Source organism: Nocardioides sp. (assembly GCF_031397825.1).
Taxonomy (GTDB): Bacteria; Actinomycetota; Actinomycetes; order Propionibacteriales; family Nocardioidaceae; genus Nocardioides.
The window spans coordinates 14,604-34,206 of record NZ_JANNML010000080.1; the positions used below are offsets into that span (position 1 = coordinate 14,604).

A 19,603-nucleotide genomic window follows, 5' to 3' on the forward strand; every position below is an offset into this window, starting at 1 on the left:
AGGGCCGGCTCCCGTTCGTGCGTCGGGTCGTGCGGTCGGTCAGCGGACCACGCGCACGACGTGGGTCGTCGTGGTCTGCTCCACCTCGTCGTCACCGCTGTAGGTGATCGACAGCTCCTTGTCACCCGTGGTGGTGAACTCGGGAAGCCTGACCGTGGCCGTGCCGCCCTCGAGCTGCACCGTGACGGGGTCGCCCTCGACTCCGGTGATGGTGATCGTGCCGACGGGTCGGACGCCCTCGGCCTCGACGGTGATCGTGAGCTTGGTGCGGGTCTTGTCGACCTTGACCTTCGGGGGCGTCTGCTTCACCGAGACCGTCGCGGGCAGCAGGACCGGCTCGTCGACCAGGTCGAGGCCGACGACGACCGGGTCGTGGTCGGAGGACCGGTAGGGGCCGGGGACGTAGAAGTCGGTCGCGTGGACGTCGAACCGGCTGTACTCGAGCGCGACGGACTCCCCCGAGTTGATGTTCCAGATGTCGGAGCCGGTGAAGCTGGCCTGGGCCGCAGTGTTGAGCAGCACGTGGTCCAGCGAGCCCGAGAGACCCGAGAACGAGTAGGAGTACTCGTCGTTGCCGCTCAGCAGCTCGCTGTCGTCGTAGCCGGCGTCGTAGAGGACCTGCATCGGGTCCTCCTGGGTGTAGGCGTTGAAGTCGCCCACGAGCAGGACCGACTCGGTGCCGGTCTCGTCCTGGACCGTCGGCACCCACGCCGCGAGGGCGGTGGCTTGGGCGACGCGGTCGGGGTTGGCGTTGCCCTGGCCAGTCATGTCGTCGACGCCGGAGCCCTTGGACTTGAAGTGGTTGACGACGACCATGAAGTCCTCGCCGCCGCCCACCGGCGTGAAGGCCTGCGCGATGGGCTCACGGGCGTTGCCGAAGGCCTGACCGTCGGCGCTCAGGGTGCCGAGCGCACGGGCCTCGCCGAGCCGGGTGACGGCGGCGGTGCGGTAGATGATGGCGTTGGTGATCACGTCCTGCTCGGCGGGGGCGGGCAGCTCGCTCGAGGACGGGTTGGCCGCCCAGACCTGCGAGCCGGCCGCTGCGTTGAGAGCGGCGACGAGCGTGTTCGTGGCCTCGTCGGGCGTCTCGACCAGGGCCGCTGAGTTCTCGATCTCCATCAGGCCGACGACGTCGGCGTCGAGCGCGTTGATCGCGGCGACGATCTTCTGCTGCTGGCGGGCGAGGTCCTGGGGGTCCCAGGCTCCTCGCTGGTCGCAGCCGCCCGAGACGGTGTTGCCGTCGCCCGTCCGATCGTTGAACGCCGCACACCCCGCGTCGCCGACGTTGTCGTCGTCGGCGTCACCGAGGGTGGTGAAGTAGTTGAGCACGTTGAACGACGCGACCTGGATGTCACTGGCGCCCTCGGCGTCGATGAGTGCCGCGTCAGGCGCCGCCGTGCGGGTGTCGGCGAACGTCGCGGGCGAGGTCGCGTTGTCCGGGCCGACGACGGTTGCCGTCGGCTGGAACCGGTAGGTCGGCGCGGACGGCGAGCCGCCCTGGCTCAGGATGACCGGAGCGGTGATCGTCGTGGGGGCTCCCACACGGACCGGCTCGGTGGTCGAGACGTACGGCGGCGTCTGGTCACCGTTGAGCAGGCACGGCGTGGGGCGGGTGCCGCACACGCTCGCGGTGAACGACTGGGCGGTGAAGTTCGTCGACGCGCCGTCGTCGAGCGTGATCGCGCGGGCGGCGTTGTCGGAGGCGACCGCGGTCGCCTCCGCGGAGCCGGCGTCCGCGACCTCGGTCGGCTGGATCAGCGGCCTGTCTCCGAGCGCGAGCCCGACCTCGCCGAACTGGTTGGTGGCGAAGGTGTTGGTGACCGTGAAGCCGGTGCCGGGGGCGTAGAGCATGCCCTCCAGCGACTCCTTCTGCGCGTCGGTCGCGGGCCAGGCGACGGTGGTGCCCGGGGTCGGCGCAGCGGCCGGCTCGGTCAGCTCGACGATGTCGGCGGCAGCGCTCACGGTGACCTGGGTCAGACCGGCGTACTCGCCGGCGACCCCGGTGACCTCGACGTGGTCACCGGGGGTGACGGTCACCGGACCGGCCGTGCGGTCCTGGTGGACGAAGAGGCCGTCGGAGACCGTCTGCGTCGCGAGGTCCCGCGCGCCTCCCGTGCCGGGGGTCTGCAGGTAGAACCCGAAGAACCCGCCGGAGGGGTAGGCCGCGGTGACGACACCGCTGGTGATGACGGGGTCACCGGCCAGCGGAGTGGTCGGCCCGGTGCCCTGGATCTCGCGGATGGTCCTCTCGGTCGGCTCCGCCGGAGGCGGCTCCTCCACCGCTCCCTTGTTCCGCGGGGTCGGCGCACCGGTGGTGAACTCGAGGCTGTTGTCGTCGGCGTCGGGCTTGGTGCGCGACACCGATATCGAGTTCGAGGTGCCCGGGGCGGGGGCCTTCTCGAAGGAGGTGGCCGTGCTGCCGATGCCGACGAAGTCGACGATGCCGGCGCCCGTGGGCACGCTGCCGGCAGCCGGCTTGAGCGCTGTGGTGCCGTCCGACAGCCAGACCTGGCTCGCCGTCCCGCTCATGGCGATGGTTCCGGTGGCATCCGGGGTGGGCAGATCGACGGTCCCACCCGTGCCCGCCGCCTGCTGGACCAGGTAGTAGCCGCCGGGGGCGACGCTGCCGCTCAACGTCGTGACCTGGGTGTTGGTTGCGGAAGACGGTGCTGCCGAGCGGTACTGCACCGACCAGCCGTCCACGGAGACAGCCGTGGGGCCGGGGTTGTAGAGCTCGATGAAGTCGTTCTTGAACGTAGAGCCGGCGTTGCCGCCGCCGCCGTAGACCTCGCTGATGACGAGGGAGGGGCTGACGGCCTGGGCCGGCGCCGCGACGGCGAGGCCGGTCGCGGCCACGGCGAGGCCGACGGCCGCTCCGAGAGCGCGGCGCGAGGTGGACCTGCGCCTGGTGGGTTCGGGCATGACGAAGCCTTCCGAGAGAGATGGGGGGAGGTGCTCACCGAGGAGATGAGCAGACCGAGGGGCCCGCCGGATCTCCGGCGAGCCCCTCGGGTGGTGCTACTTCCTGATGACGCGGATCCTGATCGTCTGGAACGCGCTGGAGGTCGTGGCGTTGCCGAGGTACTTGATGGCGACCGTGACCACGCCGGGCTGCTTGAAGATGCCGAGCTTGTCCGTGACCACGCCATCGTCGAGCTTCTTGGTGACCGACGTGCCGCGGTAGGTCATCTTCACGTTGCCCTCGGCCGGCATGCCGGCAGCCCTGACGACGACCCTGACCAGCGCCGCCTTGAACTGCTTGACGCTGCCGGGCGCGGTGACCGTCATCGTGGGCGTGGCCTGCGGGGCAGCCGCGACCGTGATCGGGACCTCGACCTCGGTGCCGGTGGCAGCACCCTTCACGACCAGCTGACGCACGCCGGCACCGACCGAGTCGGGCAGCGTCACGCTGACCGAGGCCCTGCCGACCTCGTCGAAGATCGTCGTCCTGGGGTCCTGGCCCTCAGCGAGGGAGGGCAGGGCGCTGTCGACCGGGAAGGTGCCGAGCGCGGTGCCACCCAGGGAGACCGTGACGTTCTCGTCCTTGACGTCGGTCGCGTTGCTGAACGACAGCGACGACAGGTCGAAGGCGACCGTGTCACCCGGCAGGTAGGAGGCCGGGGCTGCATCCCCGAAGTCGACACCGACCGCGCGCTGGGTGTAGTCGACCGCAAGCGGGGCGTCGGCGGCGAACTTCTCGAGGTAGTCGACCATCGTCTGCAGGTCGATCTTGCCCGTGTCGCGGCGAGCGGTGCCCTGGGCGAAGGCGCCGAAGTTGTCGCCACCGGAGGCCAGGAACGAGTTGACCGTCACGGAGAACGTCTCGGCCGCACCGATCGGGTCACCGTCGAGCGTCATGCTCGTGACGCGGCTGCCCTCAGGAGCGGTCGGGTCGTAGGTGTGCTCGAAGCCCTGGGAGGCACCCAGACGCAGGAACGGGCGCGAGGACGCGGCCGGCTGCCACTGCTGCTCGAGGGCGGCCTTGATCTGCGCACCCGTCATGGTCATGTTGACCAGCGTGTTGGCGAAGGGCTGCACGTTGGCGGCCTGGCGGTAGGTCAGCGCCGCGGGGTAGCCGTTCGTGTTGTTGCCGAGCAGGTCGGCACGAAGGCCACCGGGGTTCATGAACGCGATCTGCGCGCCGGTCTCGGAGCGCTGCACCTCGGCGACCAGGTTGCCGACGGTGGACTCGCCACCGCGGTTCTCCACGAGGGCGGGAGCTCCCTGGGCGTCGCGGCCGTTGGCCTTGGCACGACGGAGGTCACCGCCGAGGTCACCGAGCTCGACGGCGCCGAGCACGTTGGCCTCGGCGACGGCTGCGGAGACGATGTCGGCGGTCGCCTTGTCGGGCGCGTAGGCGGGCGTCTTGACCAGGGGAAGGATCGCGGTCGTGAGGCCGTCGATCGAGCCGTCGGCGGGGTCGACCTGGAAGGTCAGCTGGTTGAGGTTGACGCCGTACTGGCCGGCGGAGACGACCGGACGAGCCTTGACGGCGCGAGCGGCCCAACCGGCGACGGGCACCTTGCAGTCGTAGGCCAGGTGCGTGTGGCCCGAGACGATCGCGTCGACGTTGTCGTTGACGCCGGTGACGATGCTGCCGAAGGCGGAGGCCGGGTCGGAGGCGATCGTGGCGCAGTCGGTGGTCGGAGCACCCTCGTGGACCAGCAGGACGACCAGGTCGGAGCCTGCGGCCTTGAGCTTGTCGGCCTCGGTGTTGGTCGCCGCGACGATGTCGCTGACGGTGATGTCGGCGATGCCAGAGGGAGACACCAGCGAGGGCAGCTCCTCGGTGACAGCACCGACGAAGCCGACCGTGACCGCGGTGTCACCCGTGCCGAAGGTCTTGGTCCAGGACGGGTCGAGGACCGGGGTGTCGGCGGGAGCCGTCGCCTTGGGCTTCACGTTGGCGCCGAGGTACTTCCACATCGCGCCGCCGTCGGGGTTGCTCGCCGACTCGGCCGCGATGACACGCTTCATCAGGTCGTCGTAGCCACGGTCGAACTCGTGGTTGCCGACGGCGGAGACCTCGAGGCCGGCCTCGTTGAGGGCGTCGATCGTCGGCTTGTCCTGCTGGATGAACGAGTCGAACGTCGAGGCGCCGATCAGGTCACCAGCGGCGGCGAAGACGGTGTTGGGCTGCGCGGCCCGGATCTCCTTGACCGCACCGGCGAGGACTGCAGCGCCTGCCTCGGTGCCGTTGGCCGTGAGCCGGCCGTGGAAGTCGTTGATGCCGAGGATGTTGATCGTGACCGGATCGGCGGCGTTGGCTGCGGGGGCGGCGAGCGCCAGCGGCGTCGCGACCAGCCCGAGACCCACACCTGCCGCCAGCGCGCGCGAGCTCAGACGAGCCCGAGAACTGAAGAGCACGGAGTGACCTTTCGAAGGTGTTCAAGAGTGACCTGCAGCACCCTAGCCTCCGAAAGGAAGCACGACACCCCCCGATCCGGCCCCGTACGTTCACTCGAGGTGACGTCCCCTCACGGGAGATCCTCCGGCGCGAGGGTCAGGAGGCGGTCGCCGAGGACCGCTGGCGTCGGACGTCGCGGAAGAACTCGTAGCCCGACCACATCGTCATCGCGACGGCACCGGCGAGCAGCACCTGGGAGACGTAGAAGAGCACGTCCCCCGGCACGTCCAGGGCGCCGTCGACCTGGCGCAGCGGGAGCGTGAGGCCGCCCAGCGCGAGCGCCTGGAGGGTCGTCTTGATCTTGCCGCTCTGGGCGGCCGCGATCACGACGTGCTTGAGGATCGAGAGGCGCAGGATCGTCACGCTCCACTCGCGCAGCAGCACGATGATCGTGACCCACCACCAGATGTCGCCCACGATCGAGAGCCCGATGAAGGCCATGCCGGTGATCGCCTTGTCGGCGATGGGGTCGGCGATCTTGCCGAAGTCGGTCACGAGGTTGCGTGCCCGGGCGATGTCGCCGTCGATCTTGTCGGTGATCATGGCGAGCGCGAAGATCACGTAGGCGATCGTGCGCCAGAGCACGGAGTCACCTCCGTCGACGAGCAGGGCCCAGCCGAAGAACGGGACCATCACGATCCGCAGCGTGGTCAACGCGTTGGGGAGGTTCCAGTTGGAGCCGGTGGACATCTGCGGGTCGACGGCGCTCATCGGGTCTCCCCCTCGGCGATCAGGTCCACACCGTCCGTGGCCACCACGACCGCAGGCACGAGGTCGCCGACCCTGGTGCCCGGCGGGAGCTCGGTGACCGTGGTCGTGCCGTCGACCTCGGGGCCCTGGTGGGCACCGCGTCCCTCGGCCATGTCTCCGTCGAGCGACTCGACCAGCACGACGACCTGCTCACCGATGCGCTCCTCGGCCCGCTGGGCGTTGAGCTCCTCGACGAGGCCGCTGACGTGCTCCACGCGAGCGCGCACCTCGTCCTCGTCGAGCTTGCCGTCGTAGGACGCGGCCTCCGTGCCGTCCTCGTCGGAGTAGCCGAAGACACCGGTCACGTCCATGCGTGCAGCGACCAGGAAGTCGCAGAGGGTCTCGAGGTCGTCCTCGGTCTCGCCGGGGAAACCCACGATCACGTTGGAGCGCACGCCGGCCTCCGGGGCGTGCGAGCGCACCTGGTCGAGCAGGCCGAGGAAGCTGTCGGGGTCGCCGAAGCGACGCATGCGACGCAGCACCGTGGCGCTGGCGTGCTGGAAGGACAGGTCGAAGTAGGGCGCCACACCGGGGGTGGTTGCGATCGCCTCGACCAGACCGGGGCGGGTCTCGGCCGGCTGGAGGTAGGACACGCGCACGCGGTCGATGCCGTCGATCGCGGTCAGCTCGGGCAGCAGCGTCTCGAGCAGCCGAAGGTCGCCGAGGTCCTTGCCGTAGGACGTGGAGTTCTCACTGACCAGGAAGACCTCGCGGGCGCCCTGCTCGGCCAGCCAGCGCGCCTCGCTGATGACGTCGCTGGGGCGGCGGCTGACGAACGAGCCGCGGAAGGCCGGGATGGCGCAGAAGGAGCAGCGGCGGTCGCAGCCGCTGGCGAGCTTGAGGGCCGCCATGGGTCCGGAGTCGAGCCGACGGCGTACGGCGCGCGGGCCGGTCGCGGGCCCGCCCAGGCCGACGGTGGTGACGTCGGCGACGTCCCCGTGGCCGGGGACCGCGGCGGTCGACGCCGCGCGCTCGACCGGGGAGATCGGGAGCAGCAGGCGACGGTCCGACGGCGTGTGGGGGTGGTGGACCTCCCCCGCGACGATCGAGCGCAGCCGCGCGGCGATGTCGGGGTAGTCGTCGAAGCCCAGCACGGCGTCGGCCTCGGGCAGCGACTCGGCGAGGTCCTTGCCGTAGCGCTCGGCGAGGCAGCCGACGGCGACCACGGCCTGCGCCCGCCCGCCCTGGTCGGCCGAGGCCTTGAGGTCGGCGGCCTGGAGCAGGGTGTCGACGGAGTCCTTCTTGGCAGCCTCGACGAAGCCGCAGGTGTTGACCACGACGGTGTCGGCCATCGCCGGGTCGTCGACCAGCAGGAACCCGTCAGCCTCGAGGCGTCCGGCCAGCTCCTCGGAGTCGACCTCGTTGCGGGCGCACCCGAGGGTCACCATCGCCACGGACAGCAGGGGCGGGGTGGGGGCGGCGGAAGTCGTCTCGGTCGTCATAGTCGAGACTGAGTATGCCGACCGGGCGGGGGCGACGCGAAATGCGCCACCCCCCGCCCACGTCGTCATGCGGGTTGCCGCGGTCGTCAGTGACGCGCCGCACGCGGTCGACTGCCCGGCTCGACCGCCGGGATCACGTCGACGATGACCGCGAGCGGCTCGTGCGGGCGGTCCGAGAGTCGCCACCGGGCCGTCTGACGCCGCCGGTGCGCGTTCCCCGTTGCCGGGTGGAGCCGCCTCAGTCGCGCACGACGAAGGTGTTCTGCGACTCCTGGCCGGTCGCGCCGAGGGCGCCACGGTCCTCTCCGTCGATGCTCACCGTGAGCGAGCCGTCGGTCGACTGGACGCGCACCGGCGGGGTGACCTGGAGCTCGACGGTCTGCATGAAGGCCACGTCGCCGTCGAAGACGACCGCCCCGCTGCCGTCGCGCACCACGACCACCGCGCCACCGCCGGTCGCTGTCAGGACGACCGGGACCTTCGGGCCGGCGTTGCTGGTGCCGTTGTTGATGCCGCTCGACTGGTTGAGACGCGGGGTGTCGGCCATCTGGACCGGCCCGTCCATCGCCAGGCGGGCGATCGACCAGATCAGCACGACGGCCATGACGGCAGCGACCAGCACCGACCAGTTGGGACCGCCGCGAGTGCCGCGGATCGGGCCGTGGGCGCCGGTGGCCAGCTCGGCCTCGAAGACGCGGCGCGGGTCGACAGGTGCGTCGGCGTAGCGCTCGTCGTAGGAGGCCAGGAGCGGCGCGGCGTCGACGCCCAGCACGCGGGCGAGGGTGCGCAGGTGGCCGCGGGCGTAGAAGTCTCCGCCGCACGGTCCGAAGTCGTCGACCTCGATGGACTCGATGACGTGCGGACGGATGCGCGTGCGCTCGGCGAGCTGGTCGACACCGAGGCCGATCCGGGTGCGGGCGGCCGCGAGCTGGGGACCGACCACGGGGTCGGGCACCGGCGCCGACACGGTGTCGTCGATGACGATCGTGGCCTCGGACTGCTCGCGCACGGGCGTCGCGTCGCGGGCGCCGATCAGGTGCACGGTCTCGCGCTGCGGCTCCTCCACGACCGGCTCGGGTGCAGCCTCGCGCCGGCTCTCGAAGCGGGCGGCGTTGACCAGCGTGCGCAGCGGTCCCGGGGTCGGGCTGGCGAACGCCGGCGCCTTCTCGGCGACGGGCGCGTCCGTGACGGGCGTCTCGACCGTGGGCTCCTCGAGCGGCACGGGCTCCACGACCTCGACGACCTCGGCCTCGGGCTCCGGCGTCGTGTCGTGCTTGTCGTGCTCGTCGTGCTCGTCGTGCGCGTCCTCGACGAGGGCCTCCGCGGGGACCAGGTCGATCTCGACCACGTCGGCGGTCCAGTCGGAGCGCTCCAGCAGCGCCTCGGCGAGGTCGTCGCCGGCACCCACCACTCGAGTCGCGAGCCCCAGGCGCACGGCCCAGTCGGTGCCGTCGTTGCCGATGACGTCCAGGCGTCCGTCGCGCAGCAGACCACGCCGGGCGAGGTGCTCGACCCGGTCGACGTCCGACCACGGCAGGCCGTGCCAGACACGACCGCGCCGCACGCGCAGTCCCTGCGCATCGGCGACAAGCAGGGGCGAGCGGGCATCGAGCAGCGCGGCGAGGTTGAGCCCGCCCACGACGGCCATCAGCGCGCACAGGGCCCAGTCGAGCGGGGCTCCGGTGCCCGAGGCGCGCACCAGGTAGGCGATCGCCAGCACCGAGGCGGTGATGCCGAGCCCCGCAGCCAGCGGGACGTGCCGACGGACCTCGAGGTCCGTCGTACGGGTCGGCTCGGAGGTCTCCTCCGCGCGGTCGGTGGTCGGGTCGGTGGTCGTAGCGCTCACAGCTCCCCCTGCAGGGTCATGATCACGGCGTCGATCTCGTCGGGCTTGACCAGGACGTCGCGGGCCTTGGAGCCCTCGCTCGGCCCGACCACGCCCCTGCTCTCCATGATGTCCATCAGACGTCCGGCCTTGGCGAAGCCGACGCGCAGCTTGCGCTGGAGCATCGACGTCGAGCCGAACTGGGTCGACACGACGAGCTCGATGGCCTGGATGACCAGGTCCATGTCGTCGCCGATGTCGTCGTCGAGCTCACGCTTGGCTGCCGCGGGTGCGGTGACGTCCTCGCGGTAGGTCGGCTCGAGCTGTCCCTTGCAGTGCTGGACCACCTGGTGGATCTCTGCCTCGGTGACCCAGGAGCCCTGCACGCGCACGGCCTTCGAGGCACCCATGGGCAGGAAGAGACCGTCGCCCTGGCCGACCAGCTTCTCGGCTCCCGGCTGGTCGAGGATGACCCGGCTGTCGGCGAGGGAGGACGTGGCGAAGGCGAGCCTCGAGGGGACGTTGGCCTTGATCAGGCCGGTGACGACGTCGACCGAGGGACGCTGCGTCGCCAGCACCAGGTGGATGCCGGCGGCGCGGGCGAGCTGGGTGATGCGGACGACCGAGTCCTCGACGTCGCGCGGCGAGACCATCATCAGGTCGGCGAGCTCGTCGACGATGACGAGCAGGTACGGATAGGGCGTCAGGGTGCGCTCGCTCCCGGGCGGCACCTCGACCTTCCCCGCTCGCACGGCCTTGTTGAAGTCGTCGATGTGACGGAAGCCGAAGTTGGCGAGGTCGTCGTAGCGCATGTCCATCTCGCGCACGACCCACTGCAGCGCCTCGGCGGCCTTCTTGGGGTTGGTGATGATCGGGGTGATCAGGTGCGGCACACCCTCGTAGGCGTTGAGCTCGACCCGCTTGGGGTCGACCATGATCATCCGGACCTCGTCGGGCGTGGAGCGCATCAGGATCGAGGTGATCATCGAGTTGATGAAGCTCGACTTGCCCGAGCCCGTCGCGCCGGCGACGAGCAGGTGCGGCATCTTGGCGAGGTTGGCGACGACGAAACCGCCCTCGACGTCCTTGCCGAGACCGGCCACCATCGGGTGGTGGTCGGAGCGGGCCGCGTTGGAGCGGAGGACGTCGCCGAGGGAGACGATCTCCTTGTCCAGGTTGGGGATCTCGATGCCGATCGCGGACTTGCCGGGGATCGGGCTGAGGATGCGCACGTCGGCCGAGGCGACGGCGTAGGCGATGTTCTTCGACAGCGCCGTGACCTTCTCGACCTTGACCGCAGGGCCGACCTCGACCTCGTAGCGCGTGACCGTCGGGCCACGGGTGTAGCCCGTGACCTGCGCGTCGATGCCGAACTCGTCGAGGACCTGGGTGAGGCGACCGACGATGTCGTCGCTGGCTGCGGACTTGGCCTTGTGCACCGAGCCCGGCTTCAGGACGCCGTTCTCCGGCAGGGAGTAGGTGATGTCGCCCGACAGCGAGAGCTGCTCGACGCGCTGCGGGATCGGCGTGTGCGGCGGCGGCTCGAGGTCGGCCTTGTCCTCCCCCAGGGCGTCGGGGGTGACGGGCAGGACCGGCTGACCGAGGGGGCGGGGGCGCACGATGTCGAGGCCCGCGTCCTCCTCGAGCGCCACGTCCAGGGCGTCGGGGACCGCGGTCGACTCCGCGTCTGCCTTGCGGCGACGCTTCGGCTTCTCCTCGATGACCGGGGTGTCGTAGGCCGGGTCACCCTCGGGCAGGAGGTCGGGGTCCTTGCGACCGCGGGTGCGCATCGGCTGCGTCGCGTCGAGACCGTCGCCGTCCTCCTCCAGGTGCCTGCCGAGCAGGTGGTCCCAGGTGTCGCGGAGCGCCTCGGGAAGCCGGTAGAGCGGCGTGCCCGTGATGACCAGCAGGCCGAAGAAGGCCAGCAGTGCGAGGACCGGGACGACGACGTAGGCCGACTGCAGGAGGTCGAGCAGCAGCGAGGAGACCACGAAACCGACGGCGCCGCCGGCCTGCTGGAGGGTGCTGCTGTCGCCGACCTCGGGCTGGGGGTTGCCGTTGGCGATGTGGACGATGCCCAGGACGCCGAAGGCGAAGGCGGCCCAGCCGATGACCTGGCGTCCCGCGGGACCGGTGCTGACCGGGTCACGCATGAGGCGCCAGCCGGCGAGCACGATCAGCAGCGGCACGAACCAGCCGACCTTGCCGACCGAGCCCTCGACCACGGTCCGCGTGAGCTCCATGGCACCGCCGGGCAGCTGGAACCACACGGCGGCGGCCACGACGACCGAGACCGCGAAGAGGAACAGCCCGGCGCCGTCGCGGCGCTGCTCGGGCTCGAGCTCGCTCGCGGTGTGGCCGATGCCGCGTGCCGTGGCGCCGATGCCGTGGGCGATGCCCAGCCACACGGCGGCAAGCCCACGGAAGAGGGCGATGAACATCCGGGCGACCGGACCGGTGCCGTTGCGCACGGCGCGAGGGGCCGGGCGGGCTGCCGGCTTGCGCGTGACAGGGCGCTTGGGAGCGCTTGTGCGCGTGGACTTCGTCGGGGTCTTGCTGGGTGACTTCCGGGCGCGACTGGATCGGGTGCTCGAACCGCTTCGTCCACGACTGCTCGACCTGGAAGAAGACGTGCTCTTGCTCCGCGACCCCGGCGGGGAAGACGTACGGGTCGCCATACGACCAAACTAGGCCACAGTCCCACCCGTCACTTGCATCACAGCATGCGTGTCGCCCGCGAGCTGGGTGAGCGGGGGCTGCGCCCGCAGATCGTGCGGTCCGGCACGGACATGACACCGAATTTGCCGGCAGAACCTCGGCAGTGCTGGACCATCGGCCCGTGGTTGCCTAAGGTCAGACGGTTGGTGTGCCAGATCACAATGGTGCGCCACGTTTTGATTCCACTCGGAGGGAATGACAAGTGAAGATCATCACCACAGGGCTGAGCCTCGCCCTGCTCGGAGCCGGCCTCGCGGCCACGCCCGGGCTGCAGGCCTCGGCCGCTCCCCCGGCACCCGCCGGGGAGTCGCTCGTCCAGCGCATGAGGGGCGAGGCGGCAGGAGCCGTGCAGATCACGGCTGACAGGGCGACCGGCAAGGTCGGTTTCGCCCGTGCGACCGGGAGCGAGGGCGACCTGCTCCCCGGACTGGACGGCGCATCGGCGCGCGCGGCCACGACCAAGGCCCGTGCCTACCTCGACGAGTACGCCGGGGCGTTCGGTGCCACCGCCGCCCAGCTCGAGCAGTCGGGCGTCAATGCCGACCGCTACGGCTGGACGGTCGACTACACCCAGCGCTACCGCGGGGTGGAGGTCTTCGGGTCGAAGCTGCGGGCCCACGTCGACGACGACGGCGACCTGACCTCGGTCAACGGCTACGCCGCTCCCGGCCTGGACCTCAGCGTCACCCCGCGACTCACGGCCGCCCAGGCCGCGACCCGCGCCCTGGCGATCGTCAGGACCAAGTCCGCCACGCCCGATGCCACCGTCAGCACGGCCGGCCTGAAGGTCGCCAGCAACAAGCTCATGGTCTACCGCATGGGCTCCACCCGCGGCGAGACCGGCGAGGCCGTCCTCGCCTACGTCCTCGAGGTCACCAACGAGCGCACCGTGCGCGACATGGTCTTCCTCGACGCTGAGAGCGGCAAGATCATCAACCGCTACTCGATGATGGCGCACGCGCTGGACCGCGAGCTCTACGAGGCGTCGGTCAACGACCAGGGCACCGAGGACCCGGCTGATGACACGACCGACTACGACCTGGTCTACGAGGAGGGCGACGCGCTCCCGGGCGACCTGGACGTCGACCAGCTCAGCGAGGTCGAGGGCACGGGCGAGGCCTACTGGCTCTTCAAGAACGCGTTCGGTCGTGACTCCTACGACAACGCGGGCGCCACGATGGTCACCGTCAACAACGAGCCGTCGATCAACTGCCCCAACGCCAACTGGAACGGCTCGACGACCAACTACTGCGCCGGGGTCAGCTCCGACGACACCGTCGCCCACGAGTGGGGCCACGCCTACACCGAGTACACCTCCGGCCTGATCTACCAGTGGCAGTCGGGCGCGATGAACGAGGCGTTCTCCGACATCTGGGGCGAGACGGTCGACCAGCTCAACGACCGCTACAACGAGACCCCCAACACCCCGCGCACGGCCGGTCTGTGCTCGCAGTTCACGCGTGGCGCGGTGGGTCTCACCATCAACTCCCCCGCAGACGTCGCAGGCGACTGCGACGCCGCCCCGGCGGCGTTCGGTCCCGTCTTCGACAAGACCGGCATCACCACCGACGTCGTCGTCGGTGCGCCCGTCGACGGCTGCGCGCCGTTCACCAACGCCGCCGCCATGGCCGGCACGTTCGTCTACGTCGACCGTGGCACCTGCACGTTCGGCGCCAAGGCGCAGGCCGCGGAGGCCGCAGGCGCCGCGGGCATCATCATCGGCAACAACGTCGCCGAGCCGCCGTTCTCCCCCTCGGGTGACGCGGACATCTACGGCGTGATGGTCGGCCAGGACACCGGCACCAAGATCAAGTCGGCGGCCACCACGGTCAACGTCACGGTCAAGGACATCGACCAGGCCGACAAGGACAACTCCTACCGCTGGCTCTCCGGCGAGGCCGACCCGGCCTTCGGCGGCGCCATCCGCGACATGTGGAACCCCACCTGCTACGGCGACCCCGGCAAGGTGTCGGACGCTGAGTACAAGTGCTCCACGGACGACAGCGGCGGCGTGCACAGCAACTCCGGCGTGGTCAACCACGCGTTCGCGCTGCTCGTCGACGGCGGCACCTACAACGGCGTCACCGTCCCGGCGATCGGCCGCGACAAGGCCGCAGCCATCTTCTGGCGCTCGCAGAGCGAGTACCTGTTCCCGGTCGCCGACTTCAGCGACCTCTCCGAGAGCCTCGCCTCCTCCTGCACCGACCTGCTCGGCAAGGAGATCAACGAGCTGACCCTGGAGCCCGAGGCGACGCCGACCCTGGCGGCGCCGATCACCGCCGCTGACTGCACCGCGGTCTCGCTGGTGAGCGACGCGGTCGAGCTCACCCTGGACCCCCAGGCCCAGTGCCAGTTCAAGCCGCTCCTGGCCAAGGGTGCCCCGTCGCTGTGCGGCAAGGGCTTCACCGCCAGGACCGTCTGGTCGGAGGACTTCGAGGACGGTCTCAAGGGCTGGGACAAGACCGAGGACGTCGTCTTCGCCGGCGCTTCGGGCATCTCGTGGAAGACGGTCGCCGACGCGCCCGGCAACCACTCCTCCACCGTCGCCTACGCACCGGACCCGGCCGAGGCCGGCGACTGCTCGGGCACGGCGGGCGACGTGTCGAGCCGCAACTCGATCACCAGTCCTGCCTTCGCGATCCCGGCGGGCCTCTCGCCGCGGATGTCGTTCGAGCACTACGTGGCCACGGAATACGGCTACGACGGCGGAAACGTGAAGTACAGCGTGGGCGGCAAGCCCTTCAGGGTCATCCCGACCAAGGCCTACGCCTTCAACGCGCCGGGTGCCCAGATGGAGGTCGCTCCCGGCAACACCAGCCCGCTCGCGGGTGAGGAGGGCTTCACCGGCACCGACGGCGGCGAGAACCGCGGCTCGTGGGGCACCTCGATCATCGACCTGAAGAAGCTCGGGGCGAGGGTGGGCCAGAAGGTCCGCGTCCGCTTCGACATGGGTCGCGACGGCTGCGGCGGCCTCGACGGCTGGTACGTCGATGACATCAAGGTGTCGATCTGCAAGGTCGAGACCAAGCTCAAGGCGACCCCGAGGGCGGGCAAGCAGCCCCGGGTCGTGGTCATGGTCAAGCGCGACGGCTCGAAGGGCACCACGCCCCAGGGCGCGATCAAGCTGCTCAAGGGCACCAAGGTCGTCGGCAAGGGCTACGCCGAGAAGGGCGAGGCGAGGATCAAGGTCCGCGGCCTCACGCCCGGCACCTACACCCTCAAGGTGGTCTTCCCCGGCACGCCGCGCTTCTCGGCTGCCAGCGACACCGTGAAGGTCCGCCTCACCCGCTGATCACCCAGCAGCACGCACCACCCGCACGACCAGGAGGCCCCGTCGGACACCCGTCCGGCGGGGCCTCCTGCGCCCGTACGCCGAGTCGGCGCGATGTTGCCGCCCGTACGCCGAGTCGGCGCGATGTTGCCGCCTGTACGCCGAGTCGGCGCGATGGTGCAGGCCCGGTCGCCCTGATCTGCACCATTGCGCCGACTCGGCACGGGGTCCTCGGGGAACAGCACGCCGCAGTCGACGATCAGCAGGCGGCCCGCGTGCTCGACGACGGTCATGGTGCGCCCGACCTCCCCGAGTCCGCTGAGCGGGATCACCCGCAGGCCGCCGGACGGCAGCTCGGGCGGGGCGGAGAGCTCGGGGTGCGGGTGGCTCACGCTGGCGTCCCCGGTGCTAGAGCAGGCCGGACGCCGCCAGACCGACCCGGAGCGCGGCGACCTCGTCCTCGTCCAGCGGCACGAGCGGCGCGCGGACGTTGCGGTTGTCGAGCACCCCGAGGAGCTGCAGCGTGGCCTTGGCGGTGGTGGCTCCGTAGTTGGGGACGCCCATGACGGCGTCGATCGCGGGGAGCATCCGGGTGAAGACCTGGAGCGCCGTGGCGTGGTCGCCGGCGGCGAACGCGTCGTGCATCTCGCGCAGCAACGGACCCGCGGCGTGACCCGCGACCGAGACGACGCCGGCGGCGCCGTGGGCGAGCCAGCCCAGGTTGGCCACGTCGTCGCCGGAGTAGACGGCGTAGCCCATCTCCATGAGGCGCACGCCGCGGGCGTAGTCGCCGACCGCGTCCTTGACGGCGACGACGCCGTCCCACTCGATCGCGGCGGCGTAGGTCTCCATCGCGATCGTCGTCCCGGTGCGGCCCGGGACGTCGTAGAGCATGACCGGCACACTGCTGGCCTCGACGACGCTGCGGAAGTGGTGCAGCACGCCGGCCTGGCTGGGGCGGTTGTAGTAGGGGGTCACGAGCAGCAGCCCGTCGGCGCCGATCTTCTCCGCCTGGACGGCCAGCTCGACCGACGTGGCGGTGGCGTTGGTGCCGACACCGGCGACGACGACCGCTCGGTCACCGACCGCGTCCTTGACCGCGGCCAGGATCTCGCCGTCCTCGGCGGTCGTGGTCGTGGGCGACTCACCGGTCGTGCCGGAGACGACGACGCCGTCGTGGCCGTGGTCGACGAGGTGGGTCGCGATCCGGGCGGTGCCCTCGAGGTCGACGGAACCGTCGTCGTGGAACGCGGTGGCCATGGCCGTGAGGACCGTGCCGAACGGCGTTGCCGGGGCGGAGGGGGACGTCGAGCTCATGAGGTCAGGCTATCGCCCTTCACCGGTGCCGCCGCGCGGGCGGCTCGCCGGAGGCACGTCACACGTGCGGCATCACGTCGGCCGCCACCAGTCGCAGGTGGTCGAGGTCGGCGAGGTCGAGGACCTGGAGGTAGAGACGATCGCTGCCGAGAGCGGCGTAGTCACCGATCCGCTCGACGACCTCCTCGGGCGTGCCCGCGATGCCGTTGGCCCGCAGCTCGTCCTTGTCGCGACCGATCGCCGCCGCGCGACGCTCGACCTCCGCCTCGTCGGCGCCGACGCAGAGCACGAGCGCGTTGGAGTAGACCAGGTCGTCGGGGTCACGGTCGATCGCCTCGCACGCCGCGCGCACCCGGCCGAACTGGGCCGTCGTGGTGGCCTGGTCGACGAACGGCAGGTTGAACTCGTCGGCGTACGACGCGGCGAGGGCGGGGGTGCGCACCTTGCCGACCCCGCCGATCAGCACCGGGGGCTTGGCCTGGGTCGGCTTCGGCAGTCCCGGTGAGTCGATGACCTGGTAGTGCTGCCCGTCGAACGAGAAGCCCGCACCGTCCAGCGGGGTCGCCCACAGGCCGGTGATGATCGCGAGCTGCTCCTCGAAACGGTCGAAGCGCTCCCTCGTGCCCGGGAACGGGATGCCGTACTTCTCGTGCTCGGCCTGGAACCAGCCGGCGCCGATGCCGAGCTCGACGCGGCCGCCGCTCATCTGGTCGACGTTCGCGACGCTGATCGCGAGCGGCCCGGGGTGACGGAAGGTCGCGCTGGTCATCATGGTGCCGAGCCGGATGGTGCTGGTCTCGCGGGCGAGCGCGGCGAGCGTGATCCACGCGTCACTGGGACCGGGCAGCCCGGCCGTGCCCATGCCGAGGTAGTGGTCGGAGCGGAAGAACGCCCCGAAGCCGAGCTCCTCGGCCTCAAGCGCGACCGCGAGGAGGTCGTCGTAGGTGGCGCCCTGCTGGGGCTCGGTGAAGACGCGCAGTTCCATGCCCGTCACTCTGCCAGGCTCAGCGGACGGGGTGGCCCGCCGCGTCGAGCGCGCCCTTGACGTCGCGGATGCGCAGCGTGCCGAAGTGGAAGACGGTGGCGGCGAGGACCGCGTCGGCGCCGGCGTCGACGGCCGGCGCGAAGTGCTCGGTCGCCCCGGCACCACCGGAGGCGATGACGGGCACGGTGACCTCACGTCGTACGGCGCGGATCAGGTCGAGGTCGAAGCCGTCCTGGGTGCCGTCCGCGTCCATCGCGTTGAGCAGGATCTCCCCCGCGCCGAGCTCGCACGCCCGTGCGGCCCACGCGATCGCGTCGAGGCCGGCGGACTTGCGGCCTCCGTGGGTGGTGACCTCCCAGCCCGAGTCGGTGCCCGGGGCACGCCGGGCGTCGACGGAGAGCACGAGCACCTGGTTGCCGAAGCGGTCGGCGATCTCGGCGACCAGCTCGGGTCGGTGGATCGCGGCGGTGTTGACCGCGACCTTGTCGGCGCCCGCGCGCAACAGCCGGTCGACGTCCTCGACGGAGGCCACTCCCCCACCGACGGTCAGGGGGATGAAGACCTCTTCGGCGGTGCGCGACACGATCTCCATCGTCGTCGCGCGGCCCTCGTGGGAGGCGGAGATGTCGAGGAAGGTCAGCTCGTCGGCGCCCTCCGCGTCGTAGGTGCGGGCCAGCTCGACGGGGTCGCCCGCGTCGCGCAGCTCACGGAAGTTGATGCCCTTGACCACGCGCCCGGCGTCGACGTCGAGGCACGGGATGACGCGGATGGCCAGGCTCATGCCTGCGCCTTCGGCAGGGTCAGGGCGAGCGCGTCCTCGAGGGTGAAGCGGCCCTCGTAGAGCGCCGTGCCGATGATCGCGCCCTCGACGCCGAGGTCGACCAGGCCGATGAGCGCCTCGAGGTCGGTCAGCTCGGTGATGCCGCCCGACGCCACGACCGGGCGGTCGGTGACGGCGCAGACGTCGCGCAGCAGGTCGAGGTTGGGCCCCTGCAGCATGCCGTCCTTGTTGACGTCGGTGACGACGTAGCGCGCACATCCCTCGGAGTCGAGACGGGTCAGCACGTCGTAGAGGTCGCCGCCGTCGCGGGTCCAGCCGCGGGCCGCGAGCGTGCGCCCGCGTACGTCGAGCCCGACGGCCACGCGGTCGCCGTACTCCGCGATCGCGGCGGCGCACCACTCTGGCTGCTCCAGGGCGGCGGTGCCGATGTTGACCCGGCGACACCCGGTGGCCATCGCCGCGGCCAGCGACTCGTCGTCGCGGATGCCGCCGCTCATCTCGACCTGGATGTCCAGCGTGCCGACGATCTGCGCCTGGAGCTCACGGTTGTGGCCCCGGCCGAAGGCTGCGTCGAGGTCGACCAGGTGCAGCCACTCGGCTCCGGCCTCCTGCCAGCGCAGCGCGGCCTCGATCGGGTCGCCGAAGCGCTTCTCCGACCCAGCGACGCCCTGCACCAGCTGGACGGCCTGGCCGCCCGCGATGTCGACGGCGGGCAGCAGCTCGAGGTAGTCGCTCATGGGTGTCTCGTCTCCAGTTCGTGAGGTGGGACCGGCGCTCAGCGGCGGCGGAACAGCAGGGTGTGCAGGACGGGAGCGCCGAGGAGGCTCACGATGATGACCAGCAGCCGCGCGGCCCAGTGGTCGAGGAAGGCCCACGCCACGAGGTTGACCAGCACCACGACCAGGATCGTCGCCCAGGTCTGCTGACGCGCCCGCCGGGTGAGGACGCCCGCCGGGCGAGACCGCGGCTTGGGCAGCACCGATGTGAGCGACTTCTTGCGTGCCGCGCGACGCTCGGCGCGCTCGGCCTCCGCGGCTCGTGCCGCTGCCCGCACCGCCGCCTCGCGCTCGCGCTCCTCCCGGCGCCGGGCCCGCTCCTTGCTCATGC

The 19,603-nt window shown here is 71.0% G+C and carries 12 protein-coding genes and 1 pseudogene; 1 reads left to right on the top strand and 12 read right to left on the bottom strand.

What is annotated here, in order from left to right:
• Window positions 1-39: 39 nt before the first annotated feature.
• The 6 genes from RMN98_RS06785 to RMN98_RS06810 form a co-directional block, all read right to left on the bottom strand.
• A complete protein-coding gene (locus RMN98_RS06785) occupies window positions 40-2,922 on the bottom strand; it encodes an ExeM/NucH family extracellular endonuclease (RefSeq protein ID WP_309648049.1) in 2,883 nt (960 codons plus the stop codon).
• A gap of 96 nt (window positions 2,923-3,018) precedes the next feature.
• Entirely contained in the window at window positions 3,019-5,367 is a 2,349-nt protein-coding gene (locus RMN98_RS06790) for a 5'-nucleotidase C-terminal domain-containing protein (protein WP_309648050.1), read from the bottom strand.
• A gap of 136 nt (window positions 5,368-5,503) precedes the next feature.
• Entirely contained in the window at window positions 5,504-6,118 is a 615-nt protein-coding gene (pgsA, locus tag RMN98_RS06795) for a CDP-diacylglycerol--glycerol-3-phosphate 3-phosphatidyltransferase (protein ID WP_309648051.1), read from the bottom strand.
• Window positions 6,115-7,599 (bottom strand): 30S ribosomal protein S12 methylthiotransferase RimO, encoded by a 1,485-nt coding sequence (rimO, locus tag RMN98_RS06800; RefSeq protein ID WP_309648052.1) that lies wholly within the window; start codon window positions 7,597-7,599, stop codon window positions 6,115-6,117. Before rimO ends, pgsA begins: the two co-directional genes overlap by 4 nt.
• 238 nt (window positions 7,600-7,837) lie before the next feature.
• The gene (locus tag RMN98_RS06805) at window positions 7,838-9,445 is read right to left on the bottom strand and encodes a helix-turn-helix transcriptional regulator (RefSeq protein ID WP_309648053.1); all 1,608 of its coding nucleotides are present in this window, start codon (window positions 9,443-9,445) and stop codon (window positions 7,838-7,840) included.
• Window positions 9,442-12,102: a DNA translocase FtsK gene (locus tag RMN98_RS06810; protein ID WP_309648054.1), complete on the bottom strand. Its 2,661-nt coding sequence runs from the start codon at window positions 12,100-12,102 to the stop codon at window positions 9,442-9,444. Before RMN98_RS06810 ends, RMN98_RS06805 begins: the two co-directional genes overlap by 4 nt.
• Window positions 12,103-12,344: 242 nt before the next feature.
• On the opposite strand from RMN98_RS06810, the gene RMN98_RS06815 reads away from it, so the two are divergent.
• Entirely contained in the window at window positions 12,345-15,434 is a 3,090-nt protein-coding gene (locus tag RMN98_RS06815; RefSeq protein WP_309648055.1) for a M4 family metallopeptidase, read from the top strand.
• Window positions 15,435-15,631: 197 nt separating this feature from the next.
• Here RMN98_RS06815 and RMN98_RS21015 read toward each other — a convergent pair.
• The 6 genes and pseudogenes from RMN98_RS21015 to RMN98_RS06845 all read right to left on the bottom strand — a co-directional run.
• Window positions 15,632-15,805, bottom strand: a pseudogene (locus RMN98_RS21015) (RNase J family beta-CASP ribonuclease); the annotation flags it as partial.
• 16 nt (window positions 15,806-15,821) lie between these two features.
• The gene (gene dapA / locus RMN98_RS06825; RefSeq protein WP_309648056.1) at window positions 15,822-16,730 is read right to left on the bottom strand and encodes a 4-hydroxy-tetrahydrodipicolinate synthase; all 909 of its coding nucleotides are present in this window, start codon (window positions 16,728-16,730) and stop codon (window positions 15,822-15,824) included.
• Window positions 16,731-16,788: 58 nt separating this feature from the next.
• Window positions 16,789-17,715 carry an LLM class F420-dependent oxidoreductase gene (locus tag RMN98_RS06830; protein WP_309648057.1) on the bottom strand — a complete coding sequence of 309 codons (927 nt, stop codon included), beginning with the start codon at window positions 17,713-17,715 and terminating at the stop codon, window positions 16,789-16,791.
• 19 nt (window positions 17,716-17,734) lie between these two features.
• Entirely contained in the window at window positions 17,735-18,496 is a 762-nt protein-coding gene (gene hisF, locus RMN98_RS06835) for an imidazole glycerol phosphate synthase subunit HisF (RefSeq protein WP_309648058.1), read from the bottom strand.
• A complete protein-coding gene (priA, locus tag RMN98_RS06840; RefSeq protein ID WP_309648059.1) occupies window positions 18,493-19,233 on the bottom strand; it encodes a bifunctional 1-(5-phosphoribosyl)-5-((5-phosphoribosylamino)methylideneamino)imidazole-4-carboxamide isomerase/phosphoribosylanthranilate isomerase PriA in 741 nt (246 codons plus the stop codon). The genes hisF and priA overlap by 4 nt, the downstream gene beginning before the upstream one ends.
• 38 nt (window positions 19,234-19,271) lie before the next feature.
• Entirely contained in the window at window positions 19,272-19,601 is a 330-nt protein-coding gene (locus tag RMN98_RS06845; RefSeq protein ID WP_309648060.1) for a hypothetical protein, read from the bottom strand.
• Window positions 19,602-19,603: the final 2 nt, after the last annotated feature.